Origin of the sequence: Actinomadura rudentiformis (genome assembly GCF_008923185.1) — a bacterium.
Classification (GTDB): Bacteria; Actinomycetota; Actinomycetes; order Streptosporangiales; family Streptosporangiaceae; genus Spirillospora; species Spirillospora rudentiformis.
In genome coordinates, this window is the sequence record NZ_WBMT01000011.1 from 257,680 (window position 1) to 277,277 (window position 19,598).

The window sequence follows — 19,598 nt, forward strand, 5'->3', positions numbered from 1 at the left end:
CCGGCGTGTGTCCGGTCCGCCCCCCTGAGCCCCTCGACGACGCGCCGAAGACGTACGAAAGTGGGTACTGAACACGAGTGGGTACTGAAGACGACCGCTGCCGATCGCAGGGGGCACTATGAACGCTACCGTCGGAGACCGGCTGCATGTTCATGGCAATGTCGTGGGACAGCCGGACAAGCAGGGCGAGATCATCGAGGTCCGCGGACCGGATGGCGGCCCTCCGTACCTCGTACGTTTCGAGGACGGACACGAGGCCCTGTGCTACCCGGGTCCGGACGCCGTCATCGAACCGAGGGAATCCCAGGAGTTCCTGGAGCGCTGACAGCGCGCCGAGCACACGCGACGTCTGACACCGCGCCAAGCGCACGCCACGGCTGACAACGTGCAGAGCGGTCGGCAATAGCGGAGCGGCCGACAGCGTGCAGTGCAGACGGCGTGCTGCAGATGCTGACAGTGCAGGTGGCCGACAACGTACAGGAGCGGCCGACGCGGGCTGATGGCGTGCCGAGCGTGAGAGCGCGCCGTTCCGCATGGTGGGATCCGCCTTCTGAACGTTGGGATTCGCGTTCCGAAGTGTGGTTTTTCTGCGCCCGGAGTGTGGGTTCTGGACGTGCGATCGGGTAGACACTGATCATGGAGAGCACCGTGGTTCAGGTGGCCACCGGTTCCCGCGAGGTCGTGCACGACATCACGGGTGAATGCGAGCGGTTCGCCGCCGGGACGGGGGGCGACGGGCTGCTGCACGTCTTCGTGCCGCACGCCACCGCAGGGGTGGCCATCATCGAGCTCGGCGCCGGCAGCGACGACGATCTGCTGGCCGCACTGGGAGACCTGCTGCCCGCCGACGACCGGTGGCGCCACGCCCATGGTTCGCGCGGGCATGGCCGTTCGCACGTCATGCCCGCCCTGATCCCCCCGTACGCCACGATCCCCGTGCTGAACGGCCGGCTGGCCCTCGGCACCTGGCAGTCGGTGGCTCTCGTCGATCTCAATATCGACAATCCGGATCGCCAGGTCCGATTGTCCTTCCTTGCGGGATGAACGTGGGTTGTTACGCTCTGCGTGTGTCCTGTTACGAGGATCGCCGTATTCGGGCCAATGAGCCCACCAAAAGCCGGGAAGACACTTGCGCGAGTGCCCATCACTTGTGTGGACTGTCCCGCAAACACCGAGGGGTTGTGATCGAGGCTTTCATTGAAGCCGAAACCACATCACCGGGATTTTCGATCATGGGAGGACTTTCGTGAGCGCGACCGCGGGTCAGGCGCAGTCTGAGCGCAGCCTGGCCGAACGGCTCGGCATCAAGCCGGGCTTGGTGGTGCAGGAGATCGGCTACGACGACGACGTCGACGAGGAGCTCCGCGACTCCGTCGAGGCCGCGATGGGCGCCGAACTGGTCGACGAGGACTACGGGGACGTGGTCGACGTCGTGCTGCTCTGGTGGCGGGAAGAGGACGGGGATCTGTTCGACGAGCTCACCAACGCGTTGGTGCCGCTCGATGACGCCGGTCGCATCTGGCTCCTCACGCCGAAGGCCGGCCGCGACGGGCACGTCGAGCCGAGTGACATCGATGAGGCCGCCACGTCCGCCGGACTGAGCCAGACCAAGAGCATCAGCGCCGCCAAGGAGTGGTCGGGCACGCTGCTGGTCGCGCCCAAGATCCGCAAGTAGCGCGGGCCGCCGCGACCACCGGCGCAGGACCGCCGTGACCAGCGGAGCGGGACCGCCGTGACCGCCGGGCGCCGCCCATCCCGAGGGCGGCCGGTTCCGCCGGCGCCCCCGCGCGCGCCGTGCTCCTGCCGGTGGTGGCAGACTGGGCCGGGGCGGGCCGCGGTCTGCCGCTGCGCGCTCGGTCGCGCATGCGTTCCTCACAACCGTGGGGGACGGACGTTCCCCGCGGGCGCGGGGATGATCCGGGGGAGAGGCATTGGCGGTCGAGGTAGGCGACGCCGCACCGGACTTCGAGCTGAAGGACCAGCACGGCACACCGGTGAAGCTGTCGGACTTCCGCGGGAAGAAGAAGGTCGTCCTGGTCTTCTACCCGCTGGCCTTCAGTGGTGTGTGCACGGGCGAGCTGTGCACCATCCGAGACGAGCTTCCGACGCTGGGCGGGGAGGACGACGTCCAGGTCCTCGCCGTGTCGGTCGACTCGGTGTGGGCCCTGCGCACCTGGGCCGAGCAGGAGAAGTACCCGTTCCCGCTGCTGTCGGACTTCTGGCCGCACGGCGGCGCGGCGCAGTCGTACGGGGTCTTCGATGACGCCAAAGGCATCGCGATTCGCGGTACCTTCATCATCGACACCGACGGTGTCGTGCGCTGGAAGGTCGTGCATCCACCGGCCGAGGCGCGCGACTTCCGCGAGTACCGCAAGGCGCTCGCCGAGATCTAGTTTCCAAGGGTCGGGTCCGTCCGTGACGTGGGCGGACCCGGTCCCCGCACCGCTGGAGGTGTGATGCCCTGCTTCCGATGCGGGGCGCGGCAGACCGACCCCGCCCGTGGCGCCAGCCCTTGGCGACGCGGGGTCCTGGCGGATCGGCAGGTGCTGGTCTGTCCCCGCTGCCAGGCCGAACACGACTGGGCGGCCGATCTCGATCGGTGCGCCGCCTGCTCTTCGATCGCGCTCGTCTGCCGGCTGGGCGAGGTGGAGTGCCGCGACTGCGGCCACACCCGCGAGGCCGTACGCGACGAGGAGGGTCCCGCCGATGACCGGGACCTGGTGCGCTCCGGCGCGCCGCCCGGCGACTCCGGACTGTCGGAGGAGGTCGCCGCGGCCCTGAGCAGGGTTCTCAGGCGCGGCCCGGTCGGCACCTGACCGCCGGAGCCGGGCGCTTGACCGTCGTGCCGCCTTGAGCCGGTGTCGCGCGGCGATCTCTGGTCGGACGCGGCTGACCTCGGCTTATCGGGGCTTGACGACTCCCCTGCGGGCTGCGACTCTGCGTCGAGCATCCGTGAGACGAGACGGGGAAGCCGCCGATGCCGTTGTTGTTGATGCGCCTGGTCCACCGGATCGGCACCCGGGCATGGCGCGGGCCTGCGCTCGTGCTGTTCGGTGCCGCGCTGCTCGGCTGGGTGCTCATCGCGGTGTTCGAGGAGCCGGGCGCCGAGATCAAGCAACCGCTGAACTATGTCTGGTACTTCTTCGTCAGCGGTACCACGGTGGGCTACGGAGATCTCTTCCCGAAGACGGCCGGCGGGCGCCTGGGCGGCGCCATCGTCGTCATCGCCGGGCTCACCGCGGGCCTGATGCTGTTCGCGGAACTGACGCTCTGGATCGCGAAGGGCAGGACATTGAAAGCCAACGGCCAGGCGCAGCTGCACCACAAGAGGCACATCGTCATCATCGGGTACGAGCGGAACCAGCTGCGGGCCGTCATCCAGCAGCTGCGCGCCGACCCCGAGTTCGTCAAGACGCCTGTGGTCACGGTCTTCTGGGAAGACCAGCTCACCGGCGAGAACCCCGACCCCGGGCTGTACGACGTCGTCGCCTACGACGAGACCGCGTTCCAGCGCGCCTGCGTGGAGGACGCGCGGACCGTCCTGGTGGCGGGGCGGACGGACGACGAGACGGTACGGGTGATGCTCGGCGTGAACGCCTATCTCCGTGACCACGATCGGCCACAGATCCACAAGCTGGCCGGGGTGCACGACGGCGCCCGCCGGACCGAGATCGACCAGGCGCTCGGCCTCATCGGCGCCGACATCGAGCCGGTGGACATCGACGACCCGGCCGTCGTGGCGGTCGCGATCCGCAACCCCGGCGTCGCGGGGATCTACCACAACCTGGCCAGCACACTCGACGCCGATTCGTCGTTGTTCCGCGTGGACATCCCCGAAGGCGCGGGGGAGTGGCCACGTCTGGACGTCGCGATCTTCCTGCTGCGGCGGGGCAGCACGCTGCTGGCCGTCGGCGAGTCGCATCTCCCCAACGCGCAGTTCCGGCTCACTCCCCGCCCGGACGAGATCGTCCGGGGTGGGCAGTCACTGGCCATCGTGGCGCCCGACCGCCCGGAGATCCCCTGGCACGAGCTGTCGCCCGCCGCGGCCAAGGCGTGACCTCGGCGAAGCAGAAGCCAGGAGGACACCCACGCGCCCTAGTGGGGTGCCCTCCTGGCAGCCGCGGTATCGCGCGGCCCGGAAGGGTGTTCCGGGGCCTCCCCGCACGATCCGCGGAGTCAGAGGTCAGGCCGCCTGGCGGTGGTCGGCGTCCAGCAGGTGGTAGAGCAGGAGCAGCTGGGTGATCGCCAGCGGGTCGCTCACATCTCCCTCTCCGAAGCGCCCGAGCGCCTCGTGGTCGAGGTCGCCGGCACCGGCACCGGCTCGCGGGCCGAGGCGTTCCCAGATCGCCTTCTTGACGACCTGCGACTCCTCCGGCGACACGTACCCGTGGACATGCAGGGCGTCCACCGGGCGGCCGTCGGTGTCGCGATGCAGGCGCAGGTGCATCGCGGTCTCGCCGCCTCCAGGCGCGGCCTCGTCGATGACCGGCCCCAGTTCCGGATGGTCGATCGTCGGCCGCAGCAGCAGCTCGGCCGACAGCGGCGTGTCCGGCGGGTCGTGCCGGGCGGCGACGGGCGCGAACCGCACCACGATGTCGGCCCAGCGCCGTTGCGGCCGGATGTACGCGGCGCTCTCCGGTTCCCGCCGTTCGAGCTCGGCCATCACCTGCTCCGGCGTGTAGCCGCGCTTCTGGCAGTCGCGCTGCACCTTCCAGCCGTGCCGCAGCGGCTCGGGTGGATCGAGGTAGACGGTGATGTCGAAACAGGCACGGGCGAGCCGCGTGTGCAGCGGCAACAGGCCTTCGACGATCACGAAGTCCCGCGGCTCGACCAGTTCCGGCCGCACGAGCTCACCGGTGGCGTGGTCGTACACCGGCTTGAGGATCGGTTCGCCCAGCGACAGGAGCTGCAGATGCTGCTCCATGATGTCGATGTGGTTGCAGTCGGGATGCAGCGCCGTGAACGGTCTTCCGGCGCGCTCCCCGCGGTCGTAGCGGTGATAGTCGTCCACGCAGACCGCCGTCATCCGGTCCGCCCCCAGACACTGCACGAGGCCCCTGGTGAGCGTCGTCTTGCCCGCTGCGCTGTCCCCCGCGATGGCGAGCATGACGGGGCGGCGGCCTGACCCGCGCGCCCGGAGCATATGCACGATCCGATGGGGCACTCTGGCTCCTCCGTCCGGCGGCATTCAGTTGTCCTCACGGACGGTAGTCCCCGAGCGGCGGAGCGATCTTCCCCCATCGGGGGGAGATAAGGGGTGAAACGCATAAAACCCCGGCATTGAAGGGGGCTACTGGTGAGTAGCTTCGGTTGTTATCGTGCCGGGATGGGCGCTCCCGTACGCGTCGTCCTCGTTGACGACCACGAGATGATCCTGGCCGGCCTGCACGCGATGCTGGCGGGATACACCGGGCGCGTACGGGTGGTCGGGCAGGCCGGAAGCTCGGCCGAGGCGACCCGGCTGGTCACCATGCTCCGTCCCGACGTGGTGCTCCTGGACGTCCGGCTCGGCCCGGAGAGCGGGCTCGACCTCTGCCGGGTGCTGTGCCGCCAGGTGCCGGAGGCCCGCGTGGTGTTCCTGTCGGTGTACGACGACGAGCAGTACGTCTTCGAGGCCCTCCGCGCCGGCGCCGGGGGCTACCTGCTCAAACGCGTTGACGGGCCCGAACTGGTCCGGCGGCTGGAAGAGGTCATCCAGGGCGAGACGGTCGTCGATCCGACGCTGGCGGGCCGGATGGCGGTCACCGCGGCACGGCTCACCCGCGGCGAGTTCTGGCCGGGTGCCAACCGCGGGCTCACCCAGCGCGAGAGCGAGGTCCTGTCGTTGCTGGTCAGCGGGCTGTCCAACAAGGCCATCGCCGCGCGGCTCGTCCTCAGCGAGGAGACGGTCAAGAGCCACCTTCGCGCCCTCTACCGCAAACTCGAAGTGACGGACCGGTCGGCGGCCATCGCGGTCGCCCTCCGCGAAGGCCTCTTCCGGTGACGGCGTCACCGACGGCAGGCGCGGCGGCGTATGCGTCGGCAGGCGCGGCGCTGGATGCGGAGGCCGGTGCGCTTAGTCCGCTCGAACGGCTGGCCGGGCGGGGGCAGGACCTGCTGATCCGCATCGTGACGGTGGCGTGCTCGGATAGGGCGCTGCCCGAGATGGCCGAAGAGCTGGCCGGCCTGGTGGTCCGGTCGGCCACGGCTCTGACGTTCTGCGACGTGTACGTGCTGGACGAGGACGAGCGCGTCCTCGAATGGTCGGGACCCGCCGTACCGCTCGGGGAGGGCGACGCAGGCTGGGTCGCCGCGCACGGCCGTCCTCGCGCGCACGCCGACGGACGCGGTCTCGCCGTGCCTGTCCGCAGCGGCAACGCGACGATCGCCGTGGTCGACGTCCGCGCGGCCGGAACCGTCCTGGCCGAAGACGCCACGCTGGTGGCGGCGCTGGCCGAGCTGTTCGCGCCCGTGCTCTGCTCGTGCCGCAGGCTGCGGACCGCGCAGGAACGCGAGCACGCGGCCGAACGTTTCGCCGAACGTGCCGTCGAGGCCCAGGAGGCGGAACGTTCACGTCTCAGCCGGGAGATCCACGACGGCATCGCGCAGCGCCTGGCGGGCCTCGGTTTCCACCTTTCGGCAGCCCAGCGGGCGCTGCCCGACCATCACCCCGAGGCCGCCGCCCAGATCGTGGTGGCACGCGAGCTCTGTGACCTGGCCGCCGCCGAGTCTCGCGCGGCCATCGGTGGTCTGCGTCCACCCGTACTGGACGATCTCGGGCTCTCGGCCGCGCTGGCCACCCTCGCCCGGGAGGCCGATGTGCCCGGGTCGTCCCTCGACATCACCGTCACCGTCGAGGGCGAGCTGGAGGACGCGCTGCCCGATCACGTACAGACGGCGCTCTACCGGATCGCCCAGGAGGCGGTCGGCAACTGCCTGCGGCACGCGTCGGCGTCGTGCGTGGACCTGGTGCTGGAGCACGACCGGGACCGGGTGCGGCTGAGGGTGATCGACGACGGCACCGGCTTCTCGATCCAGGACGTCTTCGCGCCCGGCCGCCGTCCCGACTCCTACGGGCTGCGGGGCATGGCCGAACGCGCCGAGCTGCTGGGCGGCAGGGTCAGTGTGACCAGCCGTCCCGGCGTCGGCACGACGGTCGAAGCCGTCATCCCCCGCCCCCGGACAGGACGCGGAACGTGATGCCCGCCCGGTCGAGCCGGGTGATCAGCGCGTCGCCCATCGCCGTCGCGGTGGTGACCTGCCCGGCCGTCTCCGGGAGATCGTCGAACGCCAGGCACAGCGCCGATTCGGCGAGCATCTTCGCGGTCTCGCCGTAGCCGGGGTCACCGCCCCTGACCTCGGTGACGACACGCTCGCCGCCGCCCTCGCCGACGAACTTCTCGCTGAACCAGTGCTCGGCGCGCTGCTCGGCCGACGGCCCCTCGCCCGGCGCGCGCATGCGCAGCAGGAGCGAACGGGTGGGCGGGAGCTGCGCCAACGCCACGGCCGCGGTGGCGCCGACGGCCACTCCGACCGCCACCGGCAGGCGCTTGACGGCGATGTAGTGCCCGTAGGAGAAGTCGGGCCCGTAACGCTCGTTCGCGGCGGCCGAGCGGGCCACGATCTGCGGGTCGATCGCCGGGAACGGCAAGGGCCAGCGGGCCCGGGCCTTGGGCGCGAGCCGCCGCGAGATCCGCACCTTCCGCCCTTCGAGGGGGCCCTCCAGCCGGCGGCGCTCACGTTCGGCGGTGACCATCCCGCGCAGGTCGGAGAAGATCCCGATCGCCGAGTGCCACGTGCCGCCCGACGCGTCCCCCTTGGCCCGCACGAACCCTTCGACGTGCAGCGGCACGCCCTCGGGGAGCTGCTTGACGGTGAAGTAGACGCCCAGGTCGGCCGGGATCGAGTCGAAACCCGCCGCGTGCACGATCCGGGCGCCGCTGCGGACGGCCTCGGCGTGGTGGCGGACGTACATGCGGTCGATGAACGTCGGCTCGCCGGTCAGGTCGAGGTAGTCGGTGCCCGCCTGGGCGCACGCGGCGACCAGGGGCTCGCCGTACCGGACGTACGGGCCGACCGTGGTGATGACGACCCGGGTGGCGCGCGCCACGGCCTCGATCGAGGGTGTGTCGGTGGTGTCGGCGTGCAGGAGCGGCAGATCCTTGCACGCGGGATTGATCGCCGCCAGCCGGTCGCGCACCGCCTCCAGCTTGGCCTGGTTGCGCCCGGCGAGGGCCCAGCGGGTCTCCGCGGGAGCGTGCTCCGCCAGGTACTCGGCGGTCAGCTCGCCGGTGAACCCGGTCGCGCCGAACAGGACGATGTCGTACTGGCGTTCGCCGGCCATGTGTCACGCCTCCACATCACGGATTCGCGAACCTGAATTCTTTCTCCTGCCCGTTCACCCGTCGACTAGACACGCGCTCCAATAACAGTGACCTGGCTCACCAAGACCGACGCTCACCAAGACCGACGCTCACCAAGACCGGCCCGGGCGGGCTGCGGCGGTCGGGCGGTCATCGCGGTGCGGGCGCGTGCCAGTTGGGGGTGTTCAGCAGGTGCGCGACGAAGAGCCGGGTGGTGGCGGTGGGAGAGGGGGCCGTGGTGGCGTGCCATGGCCGGTCGAGCGGCGTGCCGGGGGCGTCGATGATGACGAGCTTGCCGGCGGCCAGCTCGTCGTTGACAGCGTCGCGGGAGACCAGGGCAGCGCCCAGCCCGGCCGCCGCCCCCGCGATGACCGCGCCGTTCGAGCCGAGCACGAGCTGCGGCGGTTCGGCGCCGTGTTCGGCAAGGTAGGACTCGGCGGTGGCGCGGGTGCCCGATCCCGGCTCGCGCATGACCCACGGTGTGGTTTCGAGTGAGGGTGTGGTTTCGAGGGAGAACGTCTCCGCGAGGGCGGGTGCGGCCACCACGACCAGGTCGTTCGGCCGCGTCGCGAGCACCCGCGAGGGCACACCCGCGGGCGGGCGGCCGCCCAGGACGAGATCGGCGTCATGGTCGGCGAGCCGCCGCCACAGCTGGCGGCTGGGGCCGACCTCCACGGCCAGCTCGACGCCGGGCCAGCGGTCCCGGAAGCCCGCGAGGAGCTCGGGCAGGATCTGGTCGGCCGCGGTGGTGACGGCCGCCAGCCGGAGGGAGCCCCGCGCCGGATCGGCTTCGCCGCGCGCCGCCGCCCGGCCCTGTTCGAGGAGCCCCAGCACCTGCCGCGCGTAACCGGCGTACACCGAGCCCGCCGGGGTCAGCGCCACCCCGCGCCCCACCCGCTGAACGAGGGGAACACCCAGGTCACGGGCCAGTGCCGTGATCGCCGACGAGACCGCCGACTCCGTCACGTACAACCGCTGCGCCGCCGCCCGCACCGACCCGGTCTCCGCCAGCGCGAGCAGCGAGCGCAACCTGGATTCAGTCATCGCTCAAGCCTTACCGCAAAACACTTGATGGACATGGCAAGTATCGCCGGGGCACGCTCGAAACGTCCACGGACACGCGGCGGGTCGCCCCAGCCCCTGGGTTGTCGCCCTTAGGGGCGGCTCGCCGCCGTAGAAGCAGGAGCGGCGATGAGCGAAGGCAGATGGTCGGCGGGCGTGATCCCGTACGCCGAGATGGGCTACTGGCGGCCGGACTACGAGCCGAAGGACAGCGACATCCTCGCCGCCTTCCGGATCACGCCGCAGCCGGGCGTGCCGCCGGAGGAGGCGGGCGCGGCCGTGGCGGGCGAGTCGTCCACCGCCACCTGGACGGTGGTGTGGACCGATCGGCTGACCTCGTACGAGAACTACCAGGCCAAGTGCTACCGGGTGGAGCCGGTGCCGGGCAAATCGGGGGTGGCGGGGCGTAGCCAGGGGGGTGAAACGCAGCGTGAGTTCATCGCCTACATCGCCTACGACCTCGACCTGTTCGAGGAGGGGTCGATCGCGAACCTGACGTCGTCCATCATCGGGAACGTCTTCGGGTTCAAGGCGCTGAAGGCCCTCCGCCTGGAGGACATGCGCATCCCCACGCACTACGTGAAGACGTTCCAGGGGCCGGCGCACGGCATCGTCATGGAACGCGAGTACCTCAACAAGTTCGGCCGGCCGCTGCTCGGCGCGACCGTGAAGCCCAAGCTGGGACTGTCGGCGCGCAACTACGGCCGGGTCGTGTACGAGGCGCTGCGCGGCGGGCTCGACTTCACCAAGGACGACGAGAACATCAACTCGCAGCCGTTCATGCGCTGGCGCGACCGGTTCCTGTTCTGCATGGAGGCCGTCGGCAGGGCGCAGGCGGCCACGGGCGAGATCAAGGGCCACTACCTCAACGTCACCGCCGCGACGATGGAGGACATGTACGAGCGGGCCGAGTTCGCCAAGGAACTCGGCAGCGTCATCGTCATGATCGACCTGACCGTCGGCTACACCGCGATCCAGTCGATGGCCAAGTGGGCCCGGGCCAACGGGATGCTCCTGCACCTGCACCGCGCCGGGCACTCCACGTACACCCGCCAGAAGACCCACGGCGTCAGCTTCCGCGTCATCGCCAAGTGGATGCGGCTCGCCGGGGTCGACCACATCCACGCGGGCACAGTCGTCGGCAAGCTGGAGGGCGACCCCCACAGCGTCGCCGGCTTCTACGACACGCTGCGCCTTGACAGGATCGCGGCCGACCCGGTCAAGGGGCTGTACTTCGACCAGGAATGGGCGTCCATGCCCGGCTGCATGCCTGTCGCGTCAGGCGGCATCCACGCCGGTCAGATGCACCAGCTCCTGCACTACCTGGGCGAGGACGTGATCCTGCAGTTCGGCGGCGGGACGATCGGCCACCCGATGGGCATCGCCGCCGGCGCCGCCGCCAACCGCGTCGCACTGGAGGCGATGATCAAGGCGCGCAACGAGGGCCGCGACTTCCTGGGCGAGGGCACCGAGATCCTGCGCGCCGCCGCCAGGAAGAGCCGCGAGCTGGACGTGGCCCTGTCCACCTGGGGCGACATCACCTTCACCTACGAGTCCACCGACACCCCCGACGTCGTCGAGACACCTGTGAGCGTCTGATGAGGATCACCCAAGGCACGTTCTCGTACCTCCCGGATCTGACCGACGACGAGATCTCCGCGCAGATCGCGTACGCGCTGGAGAACGGCTGGCCCTGCTCGGTCGAGTTCACCGACGACCCGCATCCACGCAACTCCTACTGGGAGATGTGGGGGCTGCCGATGTTCGACATGAGCGACGCGGCCGCGGTCCTGTACGAGATCAACGAGTGCCGCCGCGCCTACCCGGACCACTATGTCCGGTTGACCGCCTACGACGCCCGCTATGGCCGGCAGACCACGGCCCTGTCGTTCCTCGTCCAGCGCCCGGCGGAGGAGCCCGGCTTCCGCCTGGACCGTGAGGAGACCAGCGACCGCCGCGTCCGCGTCCGCATCCATCCGTACGCACTCGACCGCCCCCAAGGTGACCGTTACGCGTAGCGAGGGGGTGAGCAACTGCGAGGTCCAGGCCTCGCAGTTGTTCATAGGAGGGATCCCTTTGAACGAACGACCTGGGTTCGGCATGCGGCCGGTTGGGAACGGTTCACACGAATCGTCCGAGGACTGTTCCCCGGCGTTCCCTTCCGCTGAGGCAGACGCCGGGGAACTCCTCGCGCCGGACGCGCGCGTCGATCTGGCTCAGGAGCGCAAGGAGTCGCAGGCCGACGAGGTCCTGGACGCCCTCGACGACGATCTTGTCGGGCTGCTCCCCGTCAAGACCCGGATCAGGGAGATCGCCGCGCTGCTCCTCATCGACCGCCTGCGTTCCCGCTTCGGGATCGCGTCCGGGCGGCCCAACCTGCACATGTGCTTCACCGGCAGCCCCGGGACCGGCAAGACGACGGTGGCGGTCAGGCTGGCCGAGCTCCTCCACCGGCTCGGCTACATCCGGCGCGGCCACCTGGTCTCGGTCACCCGCGACGACCTGGTGGGGCAGTACGTGGGCCACACCGCCCCCAAGACCAAGGAGGTCCTCAAGAGGGCGATGGGCGGCGTGCTCTTCATCGACGAGGCGTACTACCTCTACCGGGCCGAGAACGAGCGCGACTACGGCCAGGAGGCCATCGAGATCCTCCTCCAGGTCATGGAGAACCAGCGTGACGACCTCGTCGTCGTCCTCGCCGGCTACAAGGACCGCATGGACGCGTTCTTCGCGTGCAATCCCGGCATGAGCTCCCGTATCGCCCATCACATCGACTTCCCCGACTACTCGACCGGCGAACTGGAGGCGATCGGGCACCTGATGCTCGAACGAGAGGGCTACACCCTGGCCTCCGACGCCGTCCCGGTCTTCCGCGAGTACCTGGAACGGCGCCGTGACCAGCCACGTTTCGCCAACGCCCGTTCGGTCCGTAACGCAATCGAACGGGCCCGGCTCCGGCACGCCAACCGGCTCCTGGCCGGCGGCACGCCCGTCGGACGCCCTGAGCTGACCACACTGCGCCCCGCCGACTTCCTCGCCAGCCGGGTTTTCACACTGCGAGAGTGATCACACTCGAACGAGGGATGGTCTCTCCCATGTCCTAGTGTTGAGACATCGACGTGAAGATGTGGGGGAGACGGTGCGAAACCCTGAGGACCTGTACGAGCTGGACACCGACCTGCCGGAGATGTCCGGGCCGGTGCTCCTCCACAGCCTTGACGGCTTCGTGGACGCGGGGTCCACGGGCCAGCTCGTGCGAGAGCACCTCCTCGACTCTCTCGAACACCGTGTGGTCGCCCGGTTCGACGTGGACTCGCTGATCGACTACCGGGCCCGCCGGCCGATGATGACCTACGACCGCGATCACTGGGCCGCCTACGAGGCCCCCGAGCTGGTCGTCCATCTGATGCGGGACGAGGCCGGCAGCCCGTTCCTGCTGCTGACCGGCCCCGAGCCGGACCGCCTCTGGGAGGGCTTCACCGCCTCGGTGCGGTCGCTGGTCGAGAGGCTGGGCGTCAGCCTGGTGGTCGGCTTCCACGGCATCCCGATGGGCGTCCCGCACACCCGCCCGGTCGGGCTGACCTCGCACGCCACCCGGCCCGAGCTGATCACCCGTTCGTCCTGGTTCGACAAGGTCCAGGTGCCGGGGAGCGCCGCGGGCCTGATCGAGCTCCGGCTCGGCGAGTCCGGCCACGACGCGATCGGCTTCGCCGTCCACGTGCCGCACTACCTGGCCCAGTCCGCCTACCCGGCCGCCGCCGTCGCCGCCCTGGAGGCCGTCGTCAGCGCGACCGGGCTCGTCCTCCCGGCGGACGACCTCCGCGAGGCCGCGGCCAAGACCGACGCCGAGATCGCCGAGCAGGTCACCGGCAACGACGAGGTCGAGAAGGTCGTCAAGGCCCTGGAGCAGCAGTACGACGCGTTCGCCGGCGCCGCCGAACGCGAGAACCTCCTCGCCGAAGACCAGGACATGCCCACGGCCGAGGAGCTGGGCGCGCAGTTCGAACGCTTCCTCGCCGAACAGGACGGCCCCGACCAGCAGTCCTGAGAGACGGCGGCGTGCGGTGCGCGTTCGGGGTCGTACGCGATGAGAGCCCCATAACCGTTTCGCGCACGGGCCATCGGACCGGGTACGCTTGCCCGGTCGCCGGGGACGAATCCCCGGCTCAGGGCGCGTAGCTCAGGGGTAGAGCTCTCGGCTTACAACCGAGCGGTCGGCGGTTCGAAACCGTCCGCGCCCACAAGTCAGCCCCGGGGGACGCCCCCCGGACCCTCGAGCCGGCCCTTGGCGAAGGTCTTCGCCAAGGGCCGTTGTGCTGCCCGGCCGGGTGGCCGGAATTCGGGTGGTGTGACCGGTCTCTCATTGTTGTTCGCCCAGGTCAGGTTGCGTTTTACATGGCGTTCACATGAGGGCAACAGGTCCGAAATGCCCAATTGTCACTCTCAACGTGGCCGACTCAGGGAGGCCGGAACATCAGGCAGGTCGGCTGCGACGAAAGGGACTGACGTTGACCTACAAGGCCGAGTACATCTGGATCGACGGCACCGAGCCCAGCGCGCGGCTCCGCTCGAAGACGAAGGTCCTCGCCAGTGGCGCCCCGCTGCCGGACTGGGGCTTCGACGGCTCCAGCACCAACCAGGCGCCCGGTGACAACTCGGACTGCGTGCTCAAGCCGGTCTTCTCGTGTCCCGACCCGATCCGCGGCGGCGACGACAAGCTGGTGCTGTGCGAGGTCTACCACGTGGACGGCACCCCGCACCCGACCAACAACCGGGCCAAGCTGCTCCCGATCGCGGAGAAGTTCGCCGAGCAGGACTCCTGGTTCGGCATCGAGCAGGAGTACACCTTCTTCCAGGAGGGCCGTCCGCTCGGCTTCCCCGCGGTGGGCTTCCCCGCCCCGCAGGGCCCGTACTACTGCGGTGTCGGCGCGGACGAGGTGTTCGGGCGCGAGATCGTCGAGAAGCACCTGGACGCCTGCATCGAGGCCGGTCTGAAGATCTCCGGCATCAACGCCGAGGTCATGCCCGGCCAGTGGGAGTTCCAGATCGGCCCGGCCGGCCCGGTCGAGGTCGCCGACCACCTGTGGGTGGCCCGCTGGCTGCTCTACCGCATCGCCGAGGAGTTCGACGTGGCGGCCACCCTGGACGCCAAGCCGGCCAAGGGTGACTGGAACGGCGCGGGTGCGCACACCAACTTCTCCACCAAGGCCATGCGCGAGGGCTACGACGCGATCGTCACCGCCTGCGAGGCGCTCGGCGCCGAGGGCAAGGTCGAGGAGCACCTCGCCGGCTACGGCCACGGCATCGAGGAGCGCCTCACCGGCGAGCACGAGACCGCGCACTACAGCCAGTACAGCTACGGCGTGTCCGACCGCGGCGCCTCGGTGCGCATCCCGTGGCAGGTCGAGGTGGAGAAGAAGGGCTACATCGAGGACCGTCGCCCCAACGCCAACATCGACCCGTACAACGTGACCCGGCTGCTGGTCAACACCTGCTGCTCCGCGCTGGAGAAGGCAGGCCAGGTCTGATCAAGGCCTCCTGAGACAGAGGGGATTTCCGGGGCGGGGCGCTTCCGGGGATCCCCTCTTTCATGCCTTGAAGCCAGGAACTTTACCTGGTCATGCCTATGCCATCAGGAACGCCCGGACATAATCTCCGAACAATTTGGCGGGACCTGATCACTGGAGAAGAGCATGACCATAAAGGGATGGCAGCGGGCCGTCGTCATCGCGGGCGTCAGTGCCGCGTCGATGTCGGCGGCCACCGCGGCGGTCGCCGATGAGACGCCCTCCGTGCCCTCCGCCGCGGTCAATGATGTGGCGCCTTCCGCGTCACTCGCCGCGGCGCCCCAGGACGGTGGCGGACAAAAGCTCCCACCGGGTTATTTCATTTACGGCACAACTCTCTACAACGCCCAGAAAAAGGCCGTCGCATTGCCCGAAGGATGGGCCGTCAACGCGGGCGTGATCTACGACGCGAACGGCAAGGTCGCCGCCATCGCGTACAAACCTTCCACGGGCGCCGCGACTCCGCTGAGCGGCACGGCCCAGGCCGGCGAGGCCAAGGCAGCCGGCGGACGATGCGCGGAGCGAGCGGAGAGCGGCAACAAGAGCTTTCTCGGCGGCCTCGTCGGCGGGCTCTTCTGTCTCGTGGGCGGCGTCACACATGCGGTCTTCGGGACGGAAGGCCTGCTCGGGTTCGAACCGGCCGAGCCCGAGAGCGAGCTCCAGGTCGACCCGGTCGCCCCGCAGAGCGTGCCCCAGGACGACCAGGGCGTTCCCCAGACCGACGCGAGCGTGTCCCAGACCGATCAGATCGAGCCCCAAAGCGAGCTCCAGCTCGACTGACCCTGCGTTCGAAGCCCTTCATGGCCGCCCCATCGCGCTCGCGTGATGGGGCGGCCTCATGCACGGCGGGCCTGGGTGACGTCGAACGCGGCGGCGGCCAGGGCCAGCACCGGGAAGACGACCTGGGCGGGCAGCCGGTAGACCGCGCGTTCCGTCTGCTCGATCAGACCGGCGCCGGAAAGCGCCTTGAGGTGGTGGTAGAGCTGGCCGGTCGAGTTGAGTTCCAGCTCCGACTGCAGCTCGTTCACCGTGCGAGGCCCGGTCAGCAGCAACCGCAGCACCTCGAACCGGGCGGGATGCCCGGCGGCCTGAAGCACGGCGGCCAGCGGGCCTGCCGGGAGCTTGAGCAGCTCGCCGGGGGTGCGGACCACTTCCCACGTCCACTCGTAACCGCCCAGGCGCGCGTCGCCGCCGTACCGCAGCTGGCCGGTGTCGTCGGCGGCCGCGCGTCCGGGTGTCGCGGACGGGCCGGACAGCCGCGCTTCGAGCTCCGCCACGCGGGCCTCGAGCGCGCTCAGCCGATCGTCTGTCGTGGACATCCCCCCACGGTAGTCGGCAATTCCGTAATTGCGGCAGACCCCAGGTCGGGCCCGGCATCGAGGCCCTGCGAAGCGTGGCGAAAGACGACAAATTGGGGAACGAGGGGGAGTGTTCCCGAACGGTCCCGGGTAGCACTCTCTCGTCGCACCGGGGGGAGGGATCATGGGTGAGACGCCGTTCGGACCGTCCTTCGACGGCCGTCTGCCGGGAAACAGCGGCGGCCGGCAGGTCCCCTGTTCACGTTCACGGGCCTGGCAGCGATCGTTCCGCTGCCGGACGTCGATCCCGCCCACCGGAGTCCTCCCGATGAGGAGGTTCGACGAGTTCGTCGCGCTGCACGACTCGCTGACGGCCCGGCCGGACGTCGATCTCCGCCGCCTGTGGGCCTGCGGCGTGGGCACCGCGTTCGTCGCCGCCGGACTGGCGTTCACCTGGATCCTCGTTCTGCGCGGCCTCTTCGGCATCGCCGTCCCGGCCGGCGGCAGCGCCCTGGACCCCGAAGCCGCAGCGGGCACCTACGCGGCGTGCACCGCGATGGCGGCGTTCCAGGCCACCGCGCTCCTGCATGTGCTCACCGCGGTGGCGGCACGGCCGGTCCGCGCGTTCTGCTGGATCGCCGGCCTCGCCGTGCTGATCATGTCGCTCATGCCGCTCACACTGCGCGGCTCGTTCGACGTCGCCGCGGCCACCGGCGGTCTCAACCTCGTCGGCGGGTCCCTCATCATCGCCCTGCTGGCGACGGTCACCGCCCTGTCGCTGCGCCGGCGCAGGCCGCCCCCGCCGCCGCCGTCACCTCGTCCGCCCCTCCTGCCCGGAGGCTGGTGACCCGGCCCGGCCCCCGAGATCAGCCGTCCGAGGGATCAGCCGGCCGAGGGATCAGCCGTCCGAGGGATCGGCCGTCCGGGCATCAAGGGACCACGGTCACCGGCCACCGGCCCGTCCTGACCAGACGTACCGCCACTGAGCCGACCAGCCGGTGGCCCGCCTGCGCCGATGCGCCGACCACCACCGCGTCGGCCTTCCTCTCGTCGGCGACCCGGGCCAGCACCTGGTACGGGTCGCCGTGCTCGGTGACGAACTCGTAGCGGACGGCGGCCCGCTGGGCGGCCCGTTCGAGCTCCTCGCGCAGCTCCGCGGCGACCTGCTCGCCCGCCTCGTGCATCGCCGCCGCGCCTCCCGGCGTGAGGGTGGACAGCGTGGCCAGCGGCGAGACGTGCACCAGGACGAGCTGCGCGTCGCTGCGCCGGGCCAGTCCCCAGGCGTACGCGGCGGCGCGCAGGGAGGTCTCCGAGCCGTCCACGCCCGTGACGATCACCCGTGGCCCATCGGTTCCCAGCTCGAACGGCGCCTCGCCCATGTGATCACCTCGAAGGCCAGCGTATGCCCGCGCCCGGCTCCGGTCAGGCCCGGGTGAAACGGGAGAGCAGGTCGTCCAGCCCCACCGAGCCCAGGGTGAGCGCCGCGTACATCTCGTCGGGCTCGGTGTAGCCCAGATCCCTGGCCACCGCCAGGGAGTCGCCGTGGGCCTCGGCGGCCAGCAGGTCCACCTCGCGGCCGGCGAGCGCCAGGACAAGGCGCCGCCGCCCCGCGACCGCGGCCTCTTCGGCACGTTGCCGGGCGAGCCACTGCTGGATGTGCACCCGCGCCGGAGCGGTGACCGCGAACCGCAGCCAGTCCGCGGAGGGCACGCTGTCGGGGTCGGTGAGGATCTCCACCACGTTCCCGCTGCGCATCTCGGCCGACAGGGCGGCGAGCCTGCCGTTGACGAGGGCGCCGATGCTGCGATCTCCGGTCTCGGTGGCCAGCGCGTACGCGAAGTCGAGGGCGGTCGCCCCCGCGGGCAGCGTGACGACCTCACCGGCCGTCGTGAACACCGCGACGTTGCCCGATGCCAGGTCGGCGCGCAGCCCGGCGAGGAACTCCGCCGACGGCACGTCCGACTGCCAGGCCAGCAGGCGGCTCAGCCACACCAGGTCGCGGCGGCCGGCGACGGTGTCGGCGGTGGCCACGCCGTTGCCGGCGTCGCGGATGTGCGCCACGATCCCGTACTCGGCCACCGGGTGCATGGCGCGGCTGCGGATGATGACGTCGAACAGGTCGCCGTCCGTGCTGATCACACGGGTGTGCAGCGACTGGTACAGGTTGGCCTTGGGCAGCGCGATGAAGTCCTTCACCCGCCCCTGCACCGGGTGCAGGGCCGCGTGCACCGCACCCAGGGCGATGTAGCAGTCCTGGTCGTCGCCGTCGACGAGGAGCAGCAGGCGGGCCGCCTCGTTCGGGCGCAGGCCCGCCACGTCGCCGTCCCGCTCGCGGTGCACGGCGTACACATGCCGCGGGCGGATCTCGATCCGGCCCCGGATCCGCTGCTCGGCGAGGGCGGCCCGCAGCCGGGCCAGCGTGGGGCCGAAGGCGGCGCCGGTCCCGGACAGTGCGGATCTGAGGGCCCGGGCGGCCGCCGCGTATTGCTCGGGCTCGCGCGCCGCGAAGGCGAGGTCGTCCATCTCCCGCTTGAGCACGTGGATGCCCAGGCGTTCGGCGAACGGCACCAGCAGTTCGAGCGACGCCTCCGCGTACCGTGCCTGTTTGTGCGGCGGCTGGTAGCCCAGGGTGCGCAGGTTGTGCAGCCGGTCGGCCAGCTTGATCACCAGTACCCGCAGGTCGGCGGCGGCCGACAGCACGATCTTGCGGAGCGTCTCGGCCTCGGCGCGCTCGCCCCACTTCCCGCCGTCCAGCTTGGTGACGCCGTCGACCAGGACCGCGACCTCCTCGCCGAAGTCCGCCCGTACCTCGCCGATCGTGTACGGGGTGTCCTCGACGGTGTCGTGCAGGAGCGCGGCCAGCAGCGTCGTGGAGTCCAGCCCCATCCCCGCGAGGATGATGGCCACCGCCAGCGGATGGGTGATGTAGGGGGCACCCGACTTGCGCAGCTGCCCCCGGTGGAGGCGCTCCGCGACCTCGTACCCGCGCAGCAGCTCGGCCTCGTCGCCTGCCGGGCAGGCGGACCGGTGCGCGGCCAGCAGTGGCGCCATCGCGGACCGGACGGCATCGGACCGGACGGCATCGGAACGCCACGGTTTGAGGGTCATCAACGCACCCCCTGGCTGCCGGCCCGTAGCACGACTGCTACGGCGTGTGACGACATTATGCGCGATGCCGCCGCCCGGGCGGAACGCCGGGCCCCGCCCGGATTTCCCGCCCGTCAGCAATGACCGGCCGGTCGTCTGGACGCCACTTTTCGGTCGGGGCCGTCAAGACGATTTAACACACGCTTCACGGACGGATGATATGAGTCTCGCCGAAATCGGTG

Annotated in this window: 21 protein-coding genes and 1 tRNA gene; 16 read left to right on the forward strand and 6 right to left on the reverse strand. The window is 70.4% G+C overall.

Annotation, left to right across the window (positions count from 1 at the left end):
- The first annotated feature begins 118 nt into the window (after positions 1-118).
- The 6 genes from F8566_RS24115 (at position 119) to F8566_RS24140 (ending at position 4,057) form a co-directional block, all read left to right on the forward strand.
- Complete coding sequence (locus F8566_RS24115) at positions 119-325, forward strand: DUF1918 domain-containing protein (protein ID WP_151563594.1); 207 nt, start codon at positions 119-121, stop codon at positions 323-325.
- A gap of 311 nt (positions 326-636) precedes the next feature.
- Complete coding sequence (locus F8566_RS24120) at positions 637-1,044, forward strand: secondary thiamine-phosphate synthase enzyme YjbQ (protein ID WP_151563597.1); 408 nt, start codon at positions 637-639, stop codon at positions 1,042-1,044.
- Positions 1,045-1,246: 202 nt separating this feature from the next.
- Positions 1,247-1,675, forward strand: coding sequence for a DUF3052 domain-containing protein (locus F8566_RS24125; RefSeq protein WP_151563599.1), 429 nt, complete (start codon positions 1,247-1,249; stop codon positions 1,673-1,675).
- A 256-nt stretch (positions 1,676-1,931) separates the two neighbouring features.
- On the forward strand, positions 1,932-2,393 hold the full coding sequence (locus F8566_RS24130; protein ID WP_151563601.1) for a peroxiredoxin: 462 nt from the start codon (positions 1,932-1,934) through the stop codon (positions 2,391-2,393).
- A 63-nt stretch (positions 2,394-2,456) separates the two neighbouring features.
- Positions 2,457-2,816 carry a hypothetical protein gene (locus F8566_RS24135; RefSeq protein WP_151563604.1) on the forward strand — a complete coding sequence of 120 codons (360 nt, stop codon included), beginning with the start codon at positions 2,457-2,459 and terminating at the stop codon, positions 2,814-2,816.
- Positions 2,817-2,977: 161 nt separating this feature from the next.
- Positions 2,978-4,057 (forward strand): potassium channel family protein, encoded by a 1,080-nt coding sequence (locus F8566_RS24140; protein WP_151563606.1) that lies wholly within the window; start codon positions 2,978-2,980, stop codon positions 4,055-4,057.
- Positions 4,058-4,183: 126 nt separating this feature from the next.
- Here F8566_RS24140 and F8566_RS24145 read toward each other — a convergent pair whose 3' ends face one another.
- Complete coding sequence (locus tag F8566_RS24145) at positions 4,184-5,164, reverse strand: phosphoribulokinase (protein ID WP_225993465.1); 981 nt, start codon at positions 5,162-5,164, stop codon at positions 4,184-4,186.
- Positions 5,165-5,326: 162 nt separating this feature from the next.
- Here F8566_RS24145 and F8566_RS24150 point away from each other — a divergent pair, with 162 nt between their 5' ends.
- Positions 5,327-5,983, forward strand: coding sequence for a response regulator (locus F8566_RS24150; protein WP_151563608.1), 657 nt, complete (start codon positions 5,327-5,329; stop codon positions 5,981-5,983).
- On the forward strand, positions 5,980-7,179 hold the full coding sequence (locus F8566_RS24155; protein ID WP_225993466.1) for a GAF domain-containing sensor histidine kinase: 1,200 nt from the start codon (positions 5,980-5,982) through the stop codon (positions 7,177-7,179). The genes F8566_RS24150 and F8566_RS24155 overlap by 4 nt, the downstream gene beginning before the upstream one ends.
- On the opposite strand, the gene F8566_RS24160 is transcribed toward F8566_RS24155, so the two are convergent.
- The gene (locus F8566_RS24160; RefSeq protein ID WP_151563611.1) at positions 7,145-8,323 is read right to left on the reverse strand and encodes a saccharopine dehydrogenase family protein; all 1,179 of its coding nucleotides are present in this window, start codon (positions 8,321-8,323) and stop codon (positions 7,145-7,147) included. The genes F8566_RS24155 and F8566_RS24160 overlap by 35 nt on opposite strands.
- 169 nt (positions 8,324-8,492) lie before the next feature.
- Positions 8,493-9,386, reverse strand: coding sequence for a LysR family transcriptional regulator (locus F8566_RS24165; RefSeq protein WP_151563613.1), 894 nt, complete (start codon positions 9,384-9,386; stop codon positions 8,493-8,495).
- Between the two features lie 147 nt (positions 9,387-9,533).
- On the opposite strand from F8566_RS24165, the gene F8566_RS24170 reads away from it, so the two are divergent.
- From F8566_RS24170 to F8566_RS24200, 7 genes are all read left to right on the forward strand, one after another.
- The gene (locus F8566_RS24170; RefSeq protein WP_151563615.1) at positions 9,534-11,003 is read left to right on the forward strand and encodes a form I ribulose bisphosphate carboxylase large subunit; all 1,470 of its coding nucleotides are present in this window, start codon (positions 9,534-9,536) and stop codon (positions 11,001-11,003) included.
- Positions 11,003-11,422, forward strand: a complete 420-nt coding sequence (locus F8566_RS24175) for a ribulose bisphosphate carboxylase small subunit (RefSeq protein ID WP_151563617.1) — start codon at positions 11,003-11,005, stop codon at positions 11,420-11,422. Before F8566_RS24170 ends, F8566_RS24175 begins: the two co-directional genes overlap by 1 nt.
- Before the next feature lie 58 nt (positions 11,423-11,480).
- Positions 11,481-12,470 (forward strand): CbbX protein, encoded by a 990-nt coding sequence (gene cbbX, locus F8566_RS24180; protein ID WP_225993467.1) that lies wholly within the window; start codon positions 11,481-11,483, stop codon positions 12,468-12,470.
- Between the two features lie 73 nt (positions 12,471-12,543).
- Complete coding sequence (locus tag F8566_RS24185) at positions 12,544-13,452, forward strand: PAC2 family protein (RefSeq protein WP_151563619.1); 909 nt, start codon at positions 12,544-12,546, stop codon at positions 13,450-13,452.
- Positions 13,453-13,573: 121 nt separating this feature from the next.
- Positions 13,574-13,645 (forward strand) — tRNA-Val (locus F8566_RS24190).
- Between the two features lie 267 nt (positions 13,646-13,912).
- Positions 13,913-14,932, forward strand: coding sequence for a glutamine synthetase (glnII, locus tag F8566_RS24195; protein ID WP_151563621.1), 1,020 nt, complete (start codon positions 13,913-13,915; stop codon positions 14,930-14,932).
- A gap of 165 nt (positions 14,933-15,097) precedes the next feature.
- Positions 15,098-15,751, forward strand: coding sequence for a hypothetical protein (locus F8566_RS24200; protein WP_151563623.1), 654 nt, complete (start codon positions 15,098-15,100; stop codon positions 15,749-15,751).
- A 56-nt stretch (positions 15,752-15,807) separates the two neighbouring features.
- Here the strand turns inward: F8566_RS24200 and F8566_RS50065 are convergent, their stop codons facing one another.
- A complete protein-coding gene (locus F8566_RS50065; RefSeq protein WP_192809828.1) occupies positions 15,808-16,290 on the reverse strand; it encodes a helix-turn-helix domain-containing protein in 483 nt (160 codons plus the stop codon).
- A 163-nt stretch (positions 16,291-16,453) separates the two neighbouring features.
- Here F8566_RS50065 and F8566_RS24210 point away from each other — a divergent pair, with 163 nt between their 5' ends.
- Positions 16,454-17,116 carry a DUF6069 family protein gene (locus F8566_RS24210; protein ID WP_192809829.1) on the forward strand — a complete coding sequence of 221 codons (663 nt, stop codon included), beginning with the start codon at positions 16,454-16,456 and terminating at the stop codon, positions 17,114-17,116.
- 82 nt (positions 17,117-17,198) lie between these two features.
- Here the strand turns inward: F8566_RS24210 and F8566_RS24215 are convergent, their stop codons facing one another.
- Both F8566_RS24215 and F8566_RS24220 read right to left on the reverse strand, forming a co-directional pair.
- On the reverse strand, positions 17,199-17,648 hold the full coding sequence (locus F8566_RS24215; protein ID WP_151563629.1) for a universal stress protein: 450 nt from the start codon (positions 17,646-17,648) through the stop codon (positions 17,199-17,201).
- Between the two features lie 43 nt (positions 17,649-17,691).
- Positions 17,692-19,377, reverse strand: coding sequence for a RelA/SpoT family protein (locus F8566_RS24220; protein WP_151563631.1), 1,686 nt, complete (start codon positions 19,375-19,377; stop codon positions 17,692-17,694).
- Between the last annotated feature and the right edge of the window lie 221 nt (positions 19,378-19,598).

What these genes read in the sequence shown, in the direction of transcription:
- F8566_RS24115 (WP_151563594.1), top strand. Translation starts at nt 119, where the DNA reads ATGAACGCTACCGTCGGAGACCGGCTGCATGTTCATGGCAATGTCGTG.
- F8566_RS24120 (WP_151563597.1), top strand. Translation starts at nt 637, where the DNA reads ATGGAGAGCACCGTGGTTCAGGTGGCCACCGGTTCCCGCGAGGTCGTG.
- F8566_RS24135 (WP_151563604.1), top strand. Translation starts at nt 2,457, where the DNA reads ATGCCCTGCTTCCGATGCGGGGCGCGGCAGACCGACCCCGCCCGTGGC.
- F8566_RS24140 (WP_151563606.1), top strand. Translation starts at nt 2,978, where the DNA reads ATGCCGTTGTTGTTGATGCGCCTGGTCCACCGGATCGGCACCCGGGCA.
- F8566_RS24150 (WP_151563608.1), top strand. Translation starts at nt 5,327, where the DNA reads ATGGGCGCTCCCGTACGCGTCGTCCTCGTTGACGACCACGAGATGATC.
- F8566_RS24160 (WP_151563611.1), bottom strand. Translation starts at nt 8,323, where the DNA reads ATGGCCGGCGAACGCCAGTACGACATCGTCCTGTTCGGCGCGACCGGG.
- F8566_RS24165 (WP_151563613.1), bottom strand. Translation starts at nt 9,386, where the DNA reads ATGACTGAATCCAGGTTGCGCTCGCTGCTCGCGCTGGCGGAGACCGGG.
- F8566_RS24170 (WP_151563615.1), top strand. Translation starts at nt 9,534, where the DNA reads ATGAGCGAAGGCAGATGGTCGGCGGGCGTGATCCCGTACGCCGAGATG.
- F8566_RS24175 (WP_151563617.1), top strand. Translation starts at nt 11,003, where the DNA reads ATGAGGATCACCCAAGGCACGTTCTCGTACCTCCCGGATCTGACCGAC.
- F8566_RS24200 (WP_151563623.1), top strand. Translation starts at nt 15,098, where the DNA reads ATGACCATAAAGGGATGGCAGCGGGCCGTCGTCATCGCGGGCGTCAGT.
- F8566_RS50065 (WP_192809828.1), bottom strand. Translation starts at nt 16,290, where the DNA reads ATGTCCACGACAGACGATCGGCTGAGCGCGCTCGAGGCCCGCGTGGCG.
- F8566_RS24210 (WP_192809829.1), top strand. Translation starts at nt 16,454, where the DNA reads ATGGGTGAGACGCCGTTCGGACCGTCCTTCGACGGCCGTCTGCCGGGA.
- F8566_RS24215 (WP_151563629.1), bottom strand. Translation starts at nt 17,648, where the DNA reads ATGGGCGAGGCGCCGTTCGAGCTGGGAACCGATGGGCCACGGGTGATC.
- F8566_RS24220 (WP_151563631.1), bottom strand. Translation starts at nt 19,377, where the DNA reads ATGACCCTCAAACCGTGGCGTTCCGATGCCGTCCGGTCCGATGCCGTC.